At 71.1% G+C, this 18,951-nt stretch carries 18 protein-coding genes and 1 pseudogene; 12 read left to right on the top strand and 7 right to left on the bottom strand.

The window, feature by feature from the left end:
- The first annotated feature begins 13 nt into the window (after window positions 1-13).
- Entirely contained in the window at window positions 14-790 is a 777-nt protein-coding gene (locus tag RZ1_RS01730) for a winged helix-turn-helix transcriptional regulator (RefSeq protein WP_169917824.1), read from the top strand.
- Here the strand turns inward: RZ1_RS01730 and RZ1_RS01725 are convergent.
- The 5 genes and pseudogenes from RZ1_RS01725 to RZ1_RS01710 form a co-directional block, all read right to left on the bottom strand.
- On the bottom strand, window positions 738-1,745 hold the full coding sequence (locus tag RZ1_RS01725) for a hemolysin family protein (protein ID WP_072808596.1): 1,008 nt from the start codon (window positions 1,743-1,745) through the stop codon (window positions 738-740). The genes RZ1_RS01730 and RZ1_RS01725 overlap by 53 nt on opposite strands.
- Entirely contained in the window at window positions 1,738-3,108 is a 1,371-nt protein-coding gene (locus tag RZ1_RS01720; RefSeq protein WP_072808595.1) for a hemolysin family protein, read from the bottom strand. Before RZ1_RS01720 ends, RZ1_RS01725 begins: the two co-directional genes overlap by 8 nt.
- 205 nt (window positions 3,109-3,313) lie before the next feature.
- A complete protein-coding gene (locus tag RZ1_RS01715; RefSeq protein ID WP_238072447.1) occupies window positions 3,314-3,820 on the bottom strand; it encodes a hypothetical protein in 507 nt (168 codons plus the stop codon).
- A complete protein-coding gene (locus tag RZ1_RS30905) occupies window positions 3,817-4,014 on the bottom strand; it encodes a hypothetical protein (protein ID WP_218020425.1) in 198 nt (65 codons plus the stop codon). The genes RZ1_RS01715 and RZ1_RS30905 overlap by 4 nt, the downstream gene beginning before the upstream one ends.
- A gap of 113 nt (window positions 4,015-4,127) precedes the next feature.
- Window positions 4,128-5,517, bottom strand: a pseudogene (locus tag RZ1_RS01710) (molybdopterin-dependent oxidoreductase); the annotation flags it as partial.
- Between the two features lie 187 nt (window positions 5,518-5,704).
- On the opposite strand from RZ1_RS01710, the gene RZ1_RS01705 reads away from it, so the two are divergent.
- From RZ1_RS01705 to RZ1_RS01690, 4 genes are all read left to right on the top strand, one after another.
- Window positions 5,705-6,679, top strand: a complete 975-nt coding sequence (locus RZ1_RS01705) for an esterase/lipase family protein (protein WP_072808593.1) — start codon at window positions 5,705-5,707, stop codon at window positions 6,677-6,679.
- 160 nt (window positions 6,680-6,839) lie between these two features.
- Complete coding sequence (gene fmt / locus RZ1_RS01700) at window positions 6,840-7,763, top strand: methionyl-tRNA formyltransferase (protein ID WP_072808591.1); 924 nt, start codon at window positions 6,840-6,842, stop codon at window positions 7,761-7,763.
- Window positions 7,760-9,196: an RsmB/NOP family class I SAM-dependent RNA methyltransferase gene (locus RZ1_RS01695; RefSeq protein ID WP_072808589.1), complete on the top strand. Its 1,437-nt coding sequence runs from the start codon at window positions 7,760-7,762 to the stop codon at window positions 9,194-9,196. Before fmt ends, RZ1_RS01695 begins: the two co-directional genes overlap by 4 nt.
- 111 nt (window positions 9,197-9,307) lie before the next feature.
- On the top strand, window positions 9,308-10,237 hold the full coding sequence (locus RZ1_RS01690) for a 1-phosphofructokinase family hexose kinase (protein ID WP_072808587.1): 930 nt from the start codon (window positions 9,308-9,310) through the stop codon (window positions 10,235-10,237).
- Here RZ1_RS01690 and surE read toward each other — a convergent pair.
- Window positions 10,180-11,028: a 5'/3'-nucleotidase SurE gene (gene surE / locus RZ1_RS01685; RefSeq protein ID WP_072808585.1), complete on the bottom strand. Its 849-nt coding sequence runs from the start codon at window positions 11,026-11,028 to the stop codon at window positions 10,180-10,182. The two genes, RZ1_RS01690 and surE, sit on opposite strands and share 58 nt — an antisense overlap.
- Window positions 11,028-11,990 carry a 1-phosphofructokinase family hexose kinase gene (locus tag RZ1_RS01680; RefSeq protein WP_072808583.1) on the bottom strand — a complete coding sequence of 321 codons (963 nt, stop codon included), beginning with the start codon at window positions 11,988-11,990 and terminating at the stop codon, window positions 11,028-11,030. Before RZ1_RS01680 ends, surE begins: the two co-directional genes overlap by 1 nt.
- Window positions 11,991-12,121: 131 nt before the next feature.
- Between RZ1_RS01680 and rpe the strand changes: the two genes are divergently transcribed.
- The 7 genes from rpe (at window position 12,122) to uvrC (ending at window position 18,920) form a co-directional block, all read left to right on the top strand.
- Window positions 12,122-12,805, top strand: a complete 684-nt coding sequence (gene rpe, locus RZ1_RS01675; RefSeq protein WP_072808780.1) for a ribulose-phosphate 3-epimerase — start codon at window positions 12,122-12,124, stop codon at window positions 12,803-12,805.
- Window positions 12,802-13,830: a bifunctional diaminohydroxyphosphoribosylaminopyrimidine deaminase/5-amino-6-(5-phosphoribosylamino)uracil reductase RibD gene (gene ribD, locus RZ1_RS01670; RefSeq protein ID WP_072808581.1), complete on the top strand. Its 1,029-nt coding sequence runs from the start codon at window positions 12,802-12,804 to the stop codon at window positions 13,828-13,830. Before rpe ends, ribD begins: the two co-directional genes overlap by 4 nt.
- On the top strand, window positions 13,831-14,439 hold the full coding sequence (locus RZ1_RS01665) for a riboflavin synthase (RefSeq protein ID WP_072808579.1): 609 nt from the start codon (window positions 13,831-13,833) through the stop codon (window positions 14,437-14,439).
- 82 nt (window positions 14,440-14,521) lie between these two features.
- The gene (locus RZ1_RS01660; protein ID WP_072808577.1) at window positions 14,522-15,772 is read left to right on the top strand and encodes a bifunctional 3,4-dihydroxy-2-butanone-4-phosphate synthase/GTP cyclohydrolase II; all 1,251 of its coding nucleotides are present in this window, start codon (window positions 14,522-14,524) and stop codon (window positions 15,770-15,772) included.
- Entirely contained in the window at window positions 15,772-16,254 is a 483-nt protein-coding gene (ribH, locus tag RZ1_RS01655; RefSeq protein ID WP_072808575.1) for a 6,7-dimethyl-8-ribityllumazine synthase, read from the top strand. Before RZ1_RS01660 ends, ribH begins: the two co-directional genes overlap by 1 nt.
- Complete coding sequence (locus RZ1_RS01650) at window positions 16,251-16,727, top strand: PH domain-containing protein (protein WP_371304991.1); 477 nt, start codon at window positions 16,251-16,253, stop codon at window positions 16,725-16,727. Before ribH ends, RZ1_RS01650 begins: the two co-directional genes overlap by 4 nt.
- Window positions 16,728-16,736: 9 nt before the next feature.
- Complete coding sequence (gene uvrC / locus RZ1_RS01645; protein ID WP_072808573.1) at window positions 16,737-18,920, top strand: excinuclease ABC subunit UvrC; 2,184 nt, start codon at window positions 16,737-16,739, stop codon at window positions 18,918-18,920.
- Window positions 18,921-18,951: the final 31 nt, after the last annotated feature.

Here is an 18,951-nt window from a genome sequence, read left to right as displayed (position 1 = left end):
GGACACTCGTGTGGTGGGCTCGAGCGAGTTCGTCGGATATTGCTCGTTCACCAAGGCCATCGAGCACCTCGGCGACCGATGGAGTCTGCTCATCGTCCGAGAGTTGGGGATGGTCGGGCCGCAGGGATTCAACGACCTCGCCACCGCGCTGCCCGGCCGCATCTCGCGCTCGGTGCTGGCGGATCGACTGCGCCGCCTGGAAACGCTCGGGCTGGTGTCACGCGGGGAGGGTCCCGGGGCGCGCGCGGCGTACCGCCTCACCGCGGTCGGTGACGGCTTGATGGCGACCCTCGGCTCGCTGCGGGTCTGGGCGGACACATGGCTCCCGGACGACCCCGGCATGCTGGACCGGGACCCGGACATCGTGCTCGGTTGGCTGGCGCAGCGGGTGGACCCCGGCCGCGCGCCCGAGCGGCCCGTCGTCCTGGAACTTCGGTTGCACCATCGGTACGACCGCAGGTACTGGCTCGTGCTGCAGCGCGGTGTCGAACCGTACGGGTGTCTCACGGACCCGCTCTTGGACGCGAGCCGCTACGTGTACCTGGAGTCTTCGCTGCCGGCGCTGCTGGCGCTCGCCAGGGGACGGTGCGGATGGTCGGACGCCTTCGGGGACGGTTCGGTGACGGCGGCCGGCGATCCCGACCTGCTCGGCCGGGTGACCGACTGGTTCCGGCCGGTCTCGGACCCCCCGTGTGCCGTTGTGGCGGTTCAGGACGCCACAACGGCACACGGGCGCGTCAGCGCACCCCGGCGGTCGGCAGCAGACGCTGGAGCACGTCCGAGATCGTGATCAACCCGACGACCCGCCCACCGTCGGTGACGGTGGCGAGGTGGTTTCGGGTTTCCCGCATGGTGCGCAACGCCTCGTACACCGGGACCGCAGCCTCGACGGTCAGCGCGGGGCGCATCAGTTCGGCGGCGCGCACCTCCGGGGCGTGAAGGCTGTCGCGCACGTGCACCACCCCGTCGACGTGACCGTTGCCGCGGACCAGCAACCGCAGGTGCCCGGTCAGGCGGGCGGTCTCCCGGATCTGAGCACCGGACGCATCCGGCGGCACGCTGCTCGGCCGGTCGTTCGGGACGACGATGTCGCCGACCGTCAGCGCCTCCAATTCCAGGGCGCTGGTCAGATGCCCGTGATAGCGCTCGTCGAGAGTTCCGACCGTGGCCGAATGCTCGACCAGGTGCCGCAGCGCGTCCGGGTCCTGGCCGGTGGCCACCTGATCGACCGGCTCCACGCCGGCCTTGCGCAGGCACCAGTTCGCCATCCGGTTGAGCTGCACGATGACCGGGCGGGTGAACCACATGAACACGCGCATCGGGATCGCGAGCATCGTCGCGGACCTCTCCGGATGCGCGATCGCCCACGACTTCGGTGCCATCTCACCGACCACCAGGTGCAGGAACGTCACGATGATCAGCGCCAACACGAACCCGGCGACGTCGGCGAGCCACATCGGCGCACCCCACCCCGCGACGAGGGGGGTCAACCAATGATGCACGGCCGGTTTGGTCACCGCACCCAGCGCCAGGGTGCACACCGTGATACCGAGCTGGGAGCCGGCGAGCAGCACCGACAGTTCCGTCGCGCTGCGCAACGCGGCCCGCGCGGCGCGGCTGTGCTGGGCGGCATCCTCGAGGCGGTGCCGCCGCGCGGCGATCAGGGCGAACTCGACGGCAACGAAGAATGCGCTGGCCGCGATCAGCGCGACCGTCGTCACCAGCACGATCCAGGGGTTACTCATCGGTGTTCACCTCGGGGTCGGTGCGGACGGTGACGCGCAGCGAGGACGGCACGTGCTTGTCGACGGCGTGAACCTCGGCGACGAGCGTGCGGTGCGGGATACGCGCAGCGCTCACCAGCTCGGCGGGATCTGCGGCCAGCGGGATCTCGACGCGGTCGCCGATGGCGGGAAGGCCGCCGAACTCGGCGATGACCAGACCGGCGAGGGTCTCGTAGTCCCCGTCGGGCAGTGAATGGCCCAGGGTGCGGCCGACCTCGTCGAGGTGCGCGGTGCCGAGCACCGTCCAACCGTCGCCGGCGCGGACGATCACCGCGGTGTCGGACTCGGGGTCGTGCTCGTCGGCGATCTCCCCGACCAGTTCCTCGGCGATGTCCTCGACGGTGACGACCCCGGCGAATCCGCCGTACTCGTCGATGACCAGCGCCATCTCCTCGCGGGCCTCGGTGAGGCGCGCGAGGACGTCCGGCAGCGGCAGCGTGGTCGGCACGATCACGGCGGGCCGGTGCACGGATCCGGCGGTGTCATCGGTCCGGTCGCGTTCGAGCAGGTCGTGCAGGTGCACCACGCCGTGCAGGTCGTCGGTGGAGGTACCCACCACCGGGTAGCGGGTGTGGCCGCCGCTCATCTTCGCCAGCACCCGGTCGACGGGTTCGTCCACGTGCACGACGTCCACCCGGGCGCGGGGAATCATGGAGTGTTCGGCGGTGCGGGTGGGGAAATCGAGGATGCGGTCGAGCAGTGTCGACAGCTCCGGCGGCAGATCCCCGGTATCGCGGGACTCGGCGACGATGTGCTCGAGGTCGCGGACGGTGGCCGAATGCTCCACGTCGTGCACGGGTTCGATCCGCAGCAGTCGCAGCAGCAGGTTCGACGCGGCGTCGAACAGGGCGATCAACCAGCCGAACAGCTTCAGATAGAGGGTGGTCGACAGGGCGAGCCAGCGGGCCACCGGTTCGGGTCGCGCGATGGCGAGGTTCTTCGGGAACAGTTCGCCGAACACCATCTGCACCACGGTGGAGAACAGCACCGCGAGCACGGTGCCGACCGCCACCCCGACGGCGGTGGGAACACCGACGCCGCCGAACAGTTCGCCGAGGCCCCTACCGATGAGCGGTTCGGCGACGTAGCCGACGAGCAGACCGGTGACGGTGATGCCGAGCTGGGCGCCGGATAGCATGAACGACGTGCGGCGGGTGACCGCCAGGGCGCGGGCGGCGGTCGCGTCGCCGGCTTCGGCGCGGGCCTTCAGGCGGGAGCGATCCACCGCCATGTACGCGAATTCCTGGGCCACGAAGTAGCCGGTGAGGGCGGTGATGGCGAGGACGACGAGGATGCCGAGCAGAATTCCGAGGGCGGTCAGCATGCGGATGCCGATCCGGCGGTGGCGGGGTTCCCGTCACGATGGGGCGGGCGGGGTCTTCGAGGTTTGCGCTTGGCGCGTCGCATGGCTCTCTCTGTGATCGGTGACAACGGGTCGTCACAGAATAGGACGAACCACACCCGGGGAAAGGTTCCCGTGGAGATGTCGGCATCGTCACGCACCGCGCGGCACAAGCCCCCGCACGTCCTCACCCCGTCACCATGATCTGGGCGGCACTCTCCTCGAGCTTTGCATTCGCCCAGCGCATCTGGCGCAGGGTCTGGGGATGGCAGCGCTCTGCGGTGTCGAGCAGCTCGCTGTCCGGCAGGGCCTGCGCGGTCTGGGCGAGGATCTCCCGGCCGAGGGAGACCCCGGCCGCCGCGCGGTGGATCTCGCGCAGGTCGCGCAGCAACAGCAGCGCGGGATCGTGATGCCGGCCGATCAGCTCGCTGCCTTTCTCCCGGAGCGCCGCGAGGATGTTGTGGTCCTCCGCCGGCTCGGTGTCGAGATCGAGGTCGTCGTCCCGCCCGACACGAGCGAGTTCGCGCACGTGCTGCTGCGACCACCGCGCGAGGTCCCGCCCCAGATGGAAGACCTCGTGATCGGTCTTGTGCCGGTCGGAGATCTGCAGCAACCGCCTCGCCAGAGCGTTCTCGGCACGGTGCAGCTCCCGGATCGCAAGCCCCACCTTGTTGTTCATTGCGCGGTTGTTCATTGCGCGCCTCCGGTGTTCACCGGCGCGCCGCCGGGGGATTCGGCGAACGTCTCGGTGTCGGTGGCCGCGGGGCCGCCGGCGGTCTCCGGGACGGCTGCGCCCACCGGCTTCGATGCGGTCGTCGTGGGCGCGGCGGACGGAATGTCGTTCCCGGCCCGGAGACGTTCGACGCGGGCCGCCCCGCCCTTGAACAACGGCTGTTTGGAAGCGGGATCCCAGTCGGTGAGGGTCAGCTCGTTCGCGGCACGGCCCTCGCCGTCACCCGGCCCGTGGCCGCCCGGGGTGTCCCAGTAGTCGTAGTGGAACGGACGAAGATGTCCAGGTCGGGACGGGCGCGGCCGGGCGGGTCGACAGCCTTCTCCGACAGGTGCACGGTCCGGTCCACGTTGGTGAACGTGCCGGTCTTTTCGCCCCACGTCGCGGCCGGGAGCACGACGTCGGCGAGCTGGGCCGTCTCGGAGAGGACGATGTCCTGCACCACGAGAAACAGGCGTTCCTGGGTGAGGATGTCCCGGACGCGGCCCAGCTCCGGGAGCGACACCGCCGGGTTGGTCCCGCTGACGTACAGGGACCGGATCGAGCCGTCCTCGACGTAGCGCATCATCTGCATCAGATGCGTCGGCGCGGTGTAGTGCGGAATCCGCATCGGATCGATGTTCCACACCCGGGCCAGATCCTGCACGTGCGCGTCGTTGGCCCGGTTCCGGAACCCCGGCAGATCGCCGTCGGCGCCGCACTCGCGGGTGTTCTGCGCCGTGGGCTGGCCGTTCATCTGCAGGACCCGCATCCGGGCCTGCCGAGCATGCCCCGGATCAGGTGGACGTTGTCGACCTGGACCGCCGCCGCGGTGGCCTGGTGGGACTGGTAGAAGCCCTGCAGCACGGTGGACACCAGACGCTCGGCGCGGCCCAGGACGCGCGCCGCCTCCAGCAGGTCGTCGAGCGGGACGTCGCACACCTCGGCGGCCCGTCCCGGCGGATAGTCCCCGAGTTGCTTCTCCAGTTCGGGAAAGCCGACGGTGTGCGCCTCGATGTAGCCCCGGTCGATCCAGCCGTTGCGCACGATCTCGTGCAGCAGCCCGGTCATCAGCATCACGTTCGTGCCCGGCCTGGGCGCGAGGTGCACCGTGGCAGCCCGTGCGACCGGCGTTTCCCGCAGGTCGACGCACACCACGGCCGGCGGATTCGGGCCGGCGAGCCGGTCGAGCACCCGGGACCACAGCACGGTCTGCGTCTCGGCCATGTTGTGGCCGTAGAGGGCAATGACGTCGGCGTGATCGATGTCGGTGTAGGAGCCGGATTGGCCGTCGCACGCGAACGACTCCTTCAACGCCGCGGCTGCCGTCGCCGTGTCCCAGTCGGTCTCCACGAGCGTGCCGTCACCCCGGATCAACGGAGTGGTCAACCGGTCGGGGGAGCCGTTCGCCTGCCAACCGAACAGGTCCTTCGGTCCCAGACGGCCGTGATTGACCCGGTCCGCCGCGCGACCGCGGACCCCGACGATCCGACCGTCCTTGACAGCGATGTCCAGTCCGTCACCGTTCGAGCGGAGAATCGTCGCCGACTGCACCCAGTCGTCGACGTCGTCCTCGCTCAGCCCGTCGGCCAGGTAGCGGTCCACCCGGATCGGCCACGGCTCACCCGGCGCGTAGGGGGTGCGGAGGCCCAGGGATCGCGAATACGGTCGGCGGCGGTCATGCCTGCGGCGGTACCCGAATGCGCCGGATCCAAACGCAGCCGCGCGGCCGAGACTCCCGTTCGGCGCCGGCTGCGGCGCACGGCCTCCGCAGCCTGCCGGTTCCCCCTAGACTCTTCGGCAGGATGCCGCGGCGGTGGCGAGTCCCGAAGGGGCCCAGCGGTTGCGGTCAGGTCGAAAGGCGCGAACATGGCCGGTGGAGGACGAACCAGCGCAGTACTCGCGGTCGCGTGCGCCGCGCTCCTCGGCGCCGTCCCAGCGACCGCCGAGCCGGCCGGATCCACCGCGAGCGTGCCCCGCGCCCCGGCGCCCCCGGCCACGAGTTCCGCGGAGGCATCGGCCTACGCGGAGAGTCACCCCGACGCGGCCCCACCGGGCTCCAACGACTTCTCCTGCATCCCGTCCGCGCAGCACCCGCGCCCCGTGGTGCTCGCGCACGGCACCGACTCGAACAGCTACACCGATTTCGCGGCGCTGGCGCCGCTGCTCGAAGACTCCGGATGGTGCGTGTACGCGCTGAACTTCGGGAAGGCACCCGGAGCAGACGACTACGGCACCGGCGACATCCGTGTCAGTGCACGGCAATTCGGAGACTTCGTGGACACCGTGCGCGCCGAGACCGGCGCGGGGACGGTCGACGTCGTCGGGTTCTCGCAGGGCGCGACCGTCTCCCGGTACTACATCAACCGGCTCGGAGGCGCCCCCGCCGTCGACCGGTGGATCGGGGTGGCCTCACCGAGCTACGGAGGCACCTTCTACGGGCTCGGACCCATCGCCGGGCAGATCCCGGGCGCGTCCGACATCGTCGCCGACGAATTCTCGGTGGCGCTCGTGCAACAGGCGCAGGGATCGGAACTGCTCACCGAACTCAACAACCCCACCGACACGGTGCCCGGCGTCGAGTACACCACCATCGGCACCCGGGTCGACGAAGTGATCCAGCCGCCGAGCAACGTCGCCCTGCACGGGCCCGGCGCGGTGAATCTGGTGATCCAGGATCTGTGCCCGGACAACCTGACCGGGCATTTCAACATGCCGTACGACAACTTCTCGCTCGCGCTGATCCGGCAGACCCTCGACCCGGACACCTACGGTCTCGGCCCGTGTGTGCCGGTGGCGCTCGGGACCGGCATTCCCGAAGTCATCCTGGAGAGCAACTTCTGACGGCGCAGTCGGTGTCCGATCCGGGCCGGGACGGTCCCTAGACTGTGGGGCATCATCGTCGAATCCCCGGGAGCAGTATTCGTGACAAGTTCGGTCGTCCGGTTCATCACCTCACCGCGGCGCTGCCGCCCGGTCCGGCGCACCCGGGCGGTGCGCTGACATGAGGGTCGTCTTCGCGGGCACACCCGAACCCGCCGTTCCGTCGCTGCGCCGACTGATCGAATCGTCCCGGCACGAGGTCGTCGCCGTCGTCACCCGCCCCGACACGGTCGCCGGGCGTGGCCGCAAGGTCGTGCGGTCGGCGGTGGGGCAGCTCGCCGACGAACACGGCATCGAGGTTCTCACCCCCGAATCGCCGCGGGACCCGGAGTTCGTGGCCCGGCTGACCGAACTCGCCCCGGACTGCTGCCCGGTGGTCGCCTACGGTGCGCTGCTGCCGCAGCCCGTGCTCGATATCCCCGCCCACGGCTGGGTGAACCTGCACTTCTCGCTGCTGCCGGCGTGGCGTGGCGCCGCCCCCGTTCAGGCTTCGATCGCCGCTGGCGACGAGATCACCGGCGCCAGCACGTTTCGCCTCGAGGCCGGCCTCGACACCGGCCCTGTGTACGGGGTGGTGACCGAGACGATCCGGCCTGCCGACACCGCCGGGGACCTGCTCGGCCGGCTCGCCGATTCCGGAGCGGGACTGCTGGAATCGACGCTGGACGGACTCGAGGACGGGCTGCTCACTGCCGTTCCGCAGACCTCCGACGGGGTGTCCTACGCACCGAAGGTCACCGTCGAGTCCGCCCGGGTCACGTGGACGCATCCGGCGCACGTCGTCGATCGGCGCATCCGCGCGGTCACGCCTGCGCCGGGAGCCTGGACGATGATCGGTGATCTGCGAGTGAAAGTCGGGCCGGTGACGATCACCGAGGAGACCCTCGAACCGGGGGAGATCGAGATCCGCAAGAACGGTGTGCTCGTCGGCACCGCCACCACCGCGGTGAAACTCGGGCAGGTACAGCCCCCCGGCAAGAAGGCGATGATCGCCGCGGACTGGGCCCGCGGCGCCCGACTCGACCCGAAGGTGCGTGCACAGTGACCGAATCCCGCAGACCGGCCCGCCGATCGCAGCGCGGTCCCGGCGACCGCAACTCCAAGCCGCGGCAGGCCCGCCGGCCCTCACAGTCCGCCGTCGACCCGGCGCGCGTCGCGGCCCGCGACGTGCTGCGCGCGGTACGCGAACGAGACGCCTACGCCAACCTCGTGCTGCCCGGGCTCCTGCGCGAGCGTCACCTCGACACCCGCGACGCGGCGCTGGCCACCGAACTGACCTACGGCGCCGCCCGCGCGCAGGGTCTGCTCGACGCCGTCATCGCCTCCGCCGCCGACCGTCCCGTCGACGAGATCGACGGCCCGCTGCTCGACGCGTTGCGCCTCGGCACCTACCAGTTGCTGCGCACCCGCGTCGCCCCGCACGCGGCAGTCGCCACCAGTGTCGACCTGGTGCGATCCGAATTCGGTTCCGGCAGGGCGGGTTTCGTCAATGCCGTGCTGCGTCGGGTCTCGGAACGGACCGAGGACGAATGGGTCGCCGAGCTCGCTCCGGACCCCGAACGCGACCCGGTCGGCCACCTCGCGTTCCGGTACCCGCACCCGGTGTGGATCGCCCAGGCATTCGCGAACTCCCTCGGCGCCGACGCAGGCGAACTGCAGGAGGTCCTCGCCGCCGACGACGCACGGCCGATCGTGCACCTGGTGGCACGGCCCGGCGTCATCACCGCCGAGGAACTCGCGCTCGCGACCGGGGGAGAGGTCGGTCCGTGGTCGCCGTACGCGGTGCACCTCGAACACGGCGACCCCGGCCGGCTCGACGCGGTGCGCGAAGGCATGGCTGCGGTGCAGGACGAGGGCAGCCAGCTCGTCGCCCGTGCCCTCACGCTGGCGCCCCTGGACGGGGACGACAACGGCCGCTGGCTCGACCTGTGCGCCGGTCCGGGCGGCAAGGCGGCGCTGCTCGGCGCCCTCGCCGACCTCGACGGGTTCACCGTCGACGCGGTCGAACCGGTCGAGCACCGGGCCGACCTGGTGCGCAAGACCACCCGAGGCCTGCCCGTCACGGTGCACGTGGCCGACGGTCGTGACCCCGGTCTCGACGGCGGCTACGACCGCATCCTCGTCGACGCACCGTGCACCGGTCTCGGTGCGCTGCGCCGTCGTCCCGAGGCCCGCTGGCGGCGGCAGCCCGGCGATGTCGCCGAACTCGTGCGGTTGCAGAAGGAACTGCTGGCGTCGGCGATCGGGCTGCTGCGGCCCGGCGGCGTCGTGTTGTACGCAACGTGCTCGCCGCACATGTCCGAGACCGTCGCGATCGTCGCCGACGCGGTGCGCCGGCACGGTGTCGAACAGCTCGACACCCGCGAACTCGTGCCGGGGGTGCCGCGGCTCGGATCCGGACCCGGCGTCCAGCTCTGGCCGCATCGGCACGGCACCGACGCGATGTTCATGGCCGCTCTGCGCAAACCTCTGGTCTGATATCCGAGTGCGGCACCTCCGGCTGATGGGACCATTCACCTGGTCAGACCGAATATCGGTTCCCATCACCCGACGGGGTGGGGTTCCGTGCCCCGGACGAAAGGAGAGTTCGTGCCCGACATCGTCACCCTGACCCTCAACCCGGCGCTCGACGTCACCACCTTCGCCGACGAGGTCGTGCCGACCCGGAAACTACGGTGCGACGAACCGATCTACGACGCGGGCGGGGGCGGGGTGAACGTCGCGAAGGTCGCCCGGGTGCTCGGCGCGTCCGCCGCGGCGGTGTATCCGGCCGGTGGGGCACGCGGCAGGCAGATGAGCGGACTGCTCGCCGACGACGACGTCCAGGAGTACATCGTGGAAATCGCCGACGACACCCGCGAATGCTTCACCGCCATCGACCGCAGCACCGGCAAGGAATACCGCTTCGTCACCCCCGGTCCTGAGCTGACCGCCGACGAGCAGGAACGCTGCCTCGAGGCGCTGGTGGCCGCCGCGTCCGGCGCCCGCTACGTCGTCGCCAGCGGCAGCTTTCCGCCCGGCGTGCCCGGCACGTTCGTGCGGCGTATCGCAGACGTCGCGCACAAGGTGGGTGCCCGATTCGTGCTGGACTCCTCCGGCGACGCGCTGACCAGCATCGAATCGGGGGTGTTCCTCGTCAAACCGAGCCTCGACGAACTGCACGAATGGGTCGGCCGGGACCTGCCGGACACCGCGACCCGGACCGCCGCGGCCCGCGAACTGGTCGACGCGGGGGTCGCCGAGATCGTCGTGGTCTCCCTCGGCGCGCAGGGCGCGATCATGGTGTCCGCCGACGACGCCGTGGAGGTGCCGGCCCTGGACGTGCCGGTGCACAGCGCCGTCGGCGCGGGCGACAGCATGGTTGCGGGGCTGGTCGTGGGGCTGCTGCAGGAACGGTCGCTGCGCGATGCACTCGCGCTCGGCATCGCGTGCGGGTCGGCGGCACTGCTGACCGCCGGCAGTCACGTGTGCCGGCGCGAGGACATCGACCGGTTCGACGAGCTCGCCCGGTCCCGCTGATCCGGGTCGTGCGGACCGGGTGACCGATGCCCCGGTCCCGTCCACGCGAGTGCCTGCAGATCGACCTCGGCCACTTCGACGGGTGCCCGCAGCGCCGTGGCCGTCGCCCAGCCCTGCGCGACGAGACCCGCATCGGTCTGGTCACGTTCGCCGGCGCGGATCTCCCGGAAGGTCACGGTCACGAATCTCGCGCCGACCTCCCCGATGTCGGCCTGGACCGCACCGAACGCGGCCAGCGGCGCCGGTCGGATCCCGCGGAGTTCGTGCGGCGGAACGTCCGGAATGTTGATGTTGAGCACCGAGCCGCGCTGTCCCGACTCGATCACCCACCGCAACGCGCGGCGGGTGACCTGTTCGGCGGTGTCCCAGTGTCGCGGGTCGGCGGCGGCAACCGATACGGCGAGCGCGAGCGCCCCGTGTGTCGCCCCGGTCAGGGCCGCCCCGACGGTTCCCGAGTGCAGAATCGCGTGGCCGGTGTTGGGGCCGTGGTTGATTCCGGACAGCACCAGGTCGGGCGCGGGGCCGAACGCGCCGTGCGCGGCGACGAAACCGATCAGGGCCGGCGAGGCCTCCACCGCCCGGACCGGCACATCCGGCAGATCCGCCCACCGCCGCTCGCCGACCGCGAGACGGCCGTCCTCCGCGAGCGCGGTCAGCGATGCGCTCGCGCCGCTGCGCTCGGTGTGCGGGGCCGCCACCACCACGTCCAGCCCGGCCTCGACCGCGAGCCGAGCCAGAACACCCAGGCCCCGGCTCTCGATGCCGTCGTCGTTGGTCACCAGCACTCGCATCAGGACTCCTCACCGTCGGCCCGCCGAATGCCGACCGACCCGACGAGACGGGTGGCCAGGTCGCGGCGTCCCGTCGCCAACCCCCGCCGGGTGATGTTCATCGCCCCCACGGCGGCGCCCCACCGGAGCGCATCGATCAGCGACTCGCCGCGGGCGAGCGCGGTCGCGATCCCCGCGGTCATCGAATCGCCGGCGCCGCGATGGTCGACGCTGGTCAGCGGTGGCGCCGTCACCTCCCAGAACCGGTCGTCCACCAGCGCCAGCGCCGGTTCCCCGGCGCGCGAGACCACGACGTTCCGCGCGCCCTCCTCGGCGAGCCTCCGCATGGACTGCTCCAGGGTCGCCGCATCGTCGGACGCGGCCCGGCCGTCCTCGATCAGATCGTCGTGCGCGACCTTGAGCACGGTCGGGCTCCCGGCGAGCACACTGGTCAGCGTCGGCCCGGACAGATCCGCGACGACCGGGATCCCCATCGCGTGCAGATCGCGGGCCAGACGGCCGTACATCTCCGGCGGGACCGTGGTGTCGCTGTGCGGGCCGCCGAGAACGGCCACGTCGGAGCACAGCCCCGACTCGAGGGACAACGCGAACAGGTCGTCGGCCTCGTGGCGCGTGAGCACCGTGGGATCGACCTGCGCGATCGGAACCCGCTCTCCGCCCCGCCGATCGTGCACGTAGCCGCCGTTGGCGCCGGACGTGTCGACCCCGCGGACCGAGATGCCCTCGTACTCCAGTGCGTGGCGCACGATCCGGCCGGTCTCCCCGCCGAACACCCCGCACAGAGTGGCCTCCGCACCGAGGGTCGCCGCCATCCGCGCGATCCAGACACCCTGCCCTCCCGCGTGCACGTGCAGCTCGTCGCTACCGTCCGGCGCGCACTCGATCGTGACGGTCAGCAACGGCGACGGGGCGAACACGAACACCGACGGATTCGGAACGACGGACGGGGTGTCTTCCGGCACGGGGCACGCTCCTCGGCTTCACGGCGGTATACGCCGGGAATACCCGGAATCTGCCGGATCGACTCCACCCGCTGACGGTGGGCGCACCGGCCGGACCGCGCGCGGACGAGGGCCGACTAGACTCGGCCGACGTGGCCCACCCGATGATCGCCCCTTCCATCCTGTCCGCGGATTTCGCACGCCTCGCCGACGAGGCCGCCGCCGTCGCCGGTGCCGACTGGCTCCACGTCGACGTCATGGACGCGCACTTCGTTCCGAATCTGACGCTCGGGCTGCCGGTCGTTCAGTCGTTGCTCGGCGCGACCGGGATCCCGTTGGACTGTCACCTGATGATCGAGAATCCGGGCCGGTGGGCGCCCCCGTACGCGGAGGCCGGCGCCCACAATGTGACCTTCCATGCGGAAGCCACCGACGACCCCGTCGCGGTCGCCCGCGACATCCGCGCGGCGGGTGCGAAGGCCGGACTGTCCGTCAAGCCGGGCACCCCGATCGAGCCGTACCTCGAGATCCTGAAGGAATTCGACACGCTGCTGGTGATGAGCGTCGAACCCGGTTTCGGCGGCCAGTCGTTCATCCCGGATGTGCTCGGCAAGGCCCGCGCCGTGCGTCGCCTCGTCGATTCCGGGGAGCTGACCCTCCTCGTGGAGATCGACGGCGGCATCAACGCCGACACCATCGAGGCCGCCGCCGAGGCCGGCGTCGACTGCTTCGTCGCCGGTTCCGCGGTGTACGGCGCGGCGGACCCGGGGGAGGCCGTCCGCAAGCTGCGCGCCCAGGCGAGCGCCGCCTCCACACATCTGACCCTGGCCCCGTGACCGATCCGGCGCTCGCCGAGGCCCTGCAGCGTGCCGTCGACGCGTCGGAGGACGTGCGGGGACGCACCAGCCCGAACCCGCCGGTCGGCGCCGTCGTCCTCGACGCCGCCGGCCGGATCGCCGGTGTCGGCGCCACCCAGCCACCGGGCGGACCGCACGCCGAGGTGATGGCGCTACGCGCGGCCGGGGAGCGGGCCCGCGGCGGCACCGCCGTCGTGACCCTGGAACCGTGCAACCACACCGGCCGCACCGGCCCGTGCACCCGCGCGCTGATCGACGCGGGTATCGCGACCGTCTACTACGCGGTGCCCGACCCGAACGCGTCCGCAGCCGGTGGGGCCGCGACGCTGCGCGCGGCCGGGATCGTCGTGCACGAGGGTCTCGGCGCGGATGTGGTCGCGGCCGGTCCGCTGCGGGCCTGGCTGCACCGCACCCGTACCGGGCGCCCGCACGTGACGTGGAAGTACGCGGCCACGCTGGACGGGCGCATCGCCGCCACCGACGGCACCAGCCGGTGGATCTCCGGGCCCGAATCACGCGCCATCGTGCACGCCGATCGCGCCCGCCTCGACGCGATCGTCGTCGGCACCGGCACCGTCCTCGCCGACGATCCGTGGCTCACCGCCCGGCTGCCCGACGGGTCGCTCGCCCCGCACCAGCCGCTGAGGGTGGTGGTGGGTACCCGGGATCTGCCGACCCGGGCCCGGGTGCTCGACGACGCCGCGCCGACCCTCGTCCTGCGCACCCACGACGTCGACGAGGTGCTGGACGCGCTCACCGCGCATCCCGACGTTCTGCTCGAAGGTGGTCCGCGCCTGGCCGGGGCGTTCCTCGCCGCCCGGCGCATCGACCGCATCCAGGCCTACATCGCACCGGTCCTGCTCGGGGACGGACTGTCCGCTGTGAGGGACGCCGGCGTACACACGATCGCCGAAGCGATACGGTTTCGTCGGGAACGCGTCGAAACGGTCGGCGCCGATGTGTTGATCACCCTGGTCCCCGACCGGGAGCAAAGGAGCGGGTAGGTGTTCACCGGGATCGTCGAGGAACTGGGTGAGATCGTCACGCGCGAGGACCTTGCGGATGCGGCGCGGTTCACCGTGCGCGGGCCGCTGGTCACCTCGGATGCGGCGCACGGCGAGTCGATCGCCGTGAACGGCGTGTGCCTCACCGTCGTCGACGTCGTCGACGGTGACAGCTTCACCGCGGATGTGATGCAAGAGACACTGAACCGTTCGAGTCTCGGCCGGCTCGCCGCCGGCAGCCGCGTCAACCTCGAACGCGCCGCCGCCCTCGGCAGCCGGCTCGGTGGACACCTCGTGCAGGGCCACGTCGACGGCACCGGCACGGTGATCTCCCGAGCCCCGTCCGAGAATTGGACCGTCGTGCGGATCTCGTTGCCCGACACCGTGTCCCGCTACGTCGTGGAGAAGGGTTCGATCACCGTCGACGGCGTGTCGCTGACCGTCTCCGGTCTCGGCGGCGAGCCGGGCGGAGAGTGGTTCGAGATCTCGCTGATCCCCACCACCCTGTCGCTGACGACGCTCGGCACTGCCGAACCGGGCACCGTGGTCAATCTCGAGGTCGATGTGATCGCCAAGTACGTGGAGCGCCTGCAGAACGCGGGTCGCTGAGTCGTACTGTTGAATGCGGCAGTTCCACGTGCCGCGCTAGTGCAAGCAGTTGTCGGAATATCGAGATTTGGAGTCCAGGCAAGTGACGAGGTTCGACACGATCGAGCGTGCGGTCGCAGACATCGCAGCCGGCAAGGCCGTCGTCGTGGTCGACGACGAGGACCGGGAGAACGAGGGCGACCTCATCTTCGCCGCAGAGAAGGCCACGCCCGAACTGGTGGCGTTCATGGTGCGCTACACGTCGGGCTACCTGTGTGTGCCGCTCGACGGCGACGACTGCGACCGCCTCGGGCTGCCCCCGATGTACTCCACCAACCAGGACAAACACGGCACCGCGTACACGGTCACCGTCGATGCGAAGGAAGGCATCGGCACCGGGATCTCCGCGTCCGACCGCGCCGCGACGATGCGGCTGCTCGCCGACCCGAACACCCGCGCCGACGACTTCACCCGCCCCGGCCACGTGGTGCCGCTGCGTGCGAAGGAAGGCGGCGTGCTGCGCCGACCCGGGCACACCGAGGCCGCTGTCGACCTGGCCCGCATGGCCGATCTGCGACCCGCCGGCGTCATCTGCGAGATCGTGTCGCAGAAGGACGAGGGCGAGATGGCCCGCACCGACGAACTGCGCGTCTTCGCCGACGAGCACGAACTCGCCCTGATCTCCATCGCCGACCTCATCGCGTGGCGTCGCAAGCACGAGAAGCACGTCGTCCGCGTCGCCGAGGCGCGCATCCCCACCCGCCACGGCGATTTCACCGCCGTCGGATACCAGAGCATCTACGACGACGTCGAGCACGTCGCGCTGGTCCGCGGTGACATCGCCGGACCCGACGACGACGGCGCGGACGTGCTCGTGCGCGTCCACTCCGAATGCCTGACCGGGGACGTGTTCGGTTCGCTGCGCTGCGATTGCGGCCCGCAGCTCGACGCGGCCCTCGAGATGGTCGCGTCCGAGGGACGGGGAGTCGTGCTGTACATGCGCGGGCACGAGGGCCGCGGAATCGGCCTCATGCACAAGCTGCAGGCCTACCAGCTGCAGGACTCCGGGTCCGACACCGTCGACGCGAATCTGCAGCTCGGCCTGCCCGCCGACGCCCGCGATTACGGCATCGGCGCGCAGATCCTCGTCGACCTCGGCATCTCGTCGATGCGGCTGCTCACCAACAACCCGGCCAAGCGGGTCGGCCTGGACGGCTACGGTCTGCAGATCACCGAGCGGGTCGCGATGCCGCTGCGCGCCAACGCCGAGAACCTCACCTACCTGCGCACCAAGCGCGATCGCATGGGTCACGACCTGATCGGGCTCGACGAGTTCGAGGCCGGTGACGCCTGATGAGCGGGGAAGGTCTGCCCGAGCTGCAGCTCGCCGACGCGCGCGGACTGCGCCTGGCGATCGTCGCCGGTAGCTGGCACCAGAAGATCTCCGACGCCCTGATCGCCGGGGCGCAGCGCGTCGCCGGCGAGGCCGGTATCACCGACGTCACCCTCGAACGGGTCGCCGGTGCCATCGAACTGCCGGTCGTCGCACAGCAGCTGGCCCGCACCCACGACGCGGTCGTCGCGCTCGGCGTCGTCATCCGCGGCGGCACCCCGCACTTCGAGTACGTGTGCGACGCCGTCACCTACGGGCTGACCCGCGTCGCCCTGGACGAGGGCACCCCCGTCGGCAACGGTGTGCTCACCACCGACACCGAGCAGCAGGCCCTGGACCGGTCCGGGCTGCCCGGCGCAGTCGAGGACAAGGGCGGGCAGGCGTGCGCCGCGGCCCTCGACACCGCGGTGACCCTGCGTCGCCTTCGGGAGCCCGGCCGGTGACCGCGCACACCAGCACGACGGACTGGGACCTCGAGGTCCAGAGCGTCAAGATGCGGCGCTGGGTGATCATCGGCGCCGCGGTCCTGATGCTCGGTCACATCGGCGCTGCGCTGGTGTTGCGCGGGGGCGACTACACCGGCGCGAACCTGCGGCTGGCCGACCAGATCGCGATGATCGCGATCGGGGTGGTGCTGTCCGGATTCACCCTGATGTACGCGCGGCCGCGGCTGCGGGCCGGTGCGGCCGGTGTCGAGGTGCGCAAGGTGTTCGGTGAACGGCGCCTGGACTGGGACGAGGTGCGGGGCCTGAGCTTCGAGCACGGCGGCCCGTGGGCCCGCCTGGAACTGCCGCACGACGAGTACGTGCCGGTCGCGGCGCTGCAGGTACGTGACGGGCAGCATGCGGTCGAGGCTGTCGACTCGTTCCGTGAACTGCACGCGCGGTACGGCGGACTCGTCGGCGGTGCCGACTAGCCTGGACCCGTGCCCGACCCCTCGACCTACCGTCCCGCCCCCGGATCCATCCCGACCGAGCCGGGCGTCTACCGATTCCGTGATCCGCACGGCCGCGTCGTCTACGTCGGCAAGGCGAAAAGCCTTCGCTCACGCCTGAACTCGTACTTCGCCGATGTGGCGTCCCTGCATCCGCGGACCCGTCAGATGGTGACCACCGCGGGCAGTGTCGAGTGGACGGTGGTCAGCACCGAGGTCGAGGCGCTGCAGCTCGAGTACAACTGGATCAAGGAATTCGATCCGCGGTTCAACGTCCGCTACCGCGACGACAAGACGTACCCGATGCTCGCGGTGACGCTGAACGAGGAGTATCCGCGGTTGTTCGTCTACCGCGGCCCGCGGCGCAAGGGGGTGCGCTACTTCGGCCCCTACTCGCACGCATGGGCGATCCGGGAAACCCTCGATCTGCTGTTGCGGGTGTTCCCCGCCCGCACCTGCTCGGCGGGGGTGTTCAAGAGGCACACGCAGATCGGGCGGCCGTGTCTGCTCGGCTACATCGACAAGTGTTCGGCACCGTGCGTCGGACGGCTCGACGCCGCCGAACACCGCCGCATCGTCGAGGACTTCTGCGACTTCCTCGCCGGCCGGACCGACAAGCTCATCCGCGACGTCGAGGCCCGCATGCAGGCCGCGTCGGCGGACCTCGACTTCGAGACCGCCGCGCGGCTCCGTGACGACCTGGGGGCGCTGCGCAAGGCACTCGAGAAGCAGGCGGTCGTGCTCGGCGACGGCACCGACGCCGACGTGGTGGCGTTCGCCGGCGACGACCTCGAGGTCTCGGTGCAGGTCTTCCACGTCCGCGGCGGCCGGGTCCGCGGGCAGAGGGGGTGGGTCGTCGAGAAGTCCGGGGACGTCGTCGACCGTCCCGACACTGCCGACCGGATCGACACCGCCGACCGGATCGATTCCGGCGGGGCGGGGGAGCACGAGGAGGAGTCGCTGCTCGTCGAGCAGTTCCTCACCCAGTTCTACGGCGAGGAAGCCGCGCTGACCGAGTCGGTGCTCACCGAATCCGGGGGCGCCGAGGCGGCAGGGAGCGCGGTGCCGCGCGAGGTGCTGGTGCCGGCGTTGCCGCCGGACCCGGAGGAGATGAGTCGCTGGCTCGCCGGCCTGCGCGGCGGCCCGGTCCGGTTGCGGGTGCCACAGCGCGGCGACAAGAAGGCCCTCGCGGATACCGTGCAGCGCAACGCGAAGGAAGCCCTCGGCCAGCACAAACTGCGCCGCGCGGGTGACTTGACGGCTCGGTCCGCTGCGCTGCAGGGCATCCAGGACGCGCTCGACCTGGATTCGGCGCCGCTGCGCATCGAGTGCGTCGACATCAGTCACGTACAGGGCACCGATGTCGTCGCCTCCCTGGTGGTGTTCGAGGACGGTCTGCCCCGCAAGTCGGACTACCGGCACTACGCGATCAAGGAGGCGGCCGGGGACGGCCGCTCCGACGACGTCGCGTCCATCGCGGAGGTCACCCGACGCCGCTTCCTGCGGCATCGGCGTGACGTCGCCGCCGGGGAGGACGGAGATGGGGGGGATTTCTCCACGGAGGCCGCGCTCGATCCGGCGACCGGCAGGCCACGGCGTTTCGCGTATCCGCCGAATCTGTACGTCGTGGACGGGGGCGCCCCGCAGGTCGCGGCCGCCGCGGAGGTCCTCGACGAACTCGGGATCACCGACGTGTCGGTGATCGGCCTGGCCAAACGCCTCGAGGAGGTGTGGGTGCCCGGCGAGTCCGATCCGGTGATCCTGCCGCGCACCAGCGAGTCCCTGTATCTGTTGCAGCGGGTGCGCGACGAGGCGCACCGCTTCGCGATCACCTTCCACCGCAGCAAGCGGTCCCGCCGGATGACGGCGTCCGCGCTGGACGGGGTGCGCGGCCTCGGGCAGACCCGACGCACCGCGCTGGTCAAGCACTTCGGGTCGGTGGCGCGGCTGCGGGAGGCGAGCGTCGAGGAGATCACCGCCGTCCCCGGCATCGGAGCGGCCACCGCCCGGGCGGTCCTCGACGCGTTGCGCGCGGACGCGCCGACGGGAACCGATACCCTGTCCGGCCTCACCCCCGCACGGGTGCCCGTCGCCGATGATGCTGCGGGGGACACGCCGGTACGTGATGATGGCATCGTCGGCGTGTCGGGAACGGGAGCGGAGCGGGAACTGTGAAGCAACAAGCTGCGCTCGGGTCGTCCGGGAC

It is taken from the genome of Rhodococcus zopfii NBRC 100606 = JCM 9919 (genome assembly GCF_001895025.1).
In the GTDB taxonomy this organism is placed as follows: Bacteria; Actinomycetota; Actinomycetes; order Mycobacteriales; family Mycobacteriaceae; genus Rhodococcus; species Rhodococcus zopfii.
Note: the sequence above shows the minus strand (reverse complement) of the source record. Positions and strands in the feature narration are given on the sequence as shown.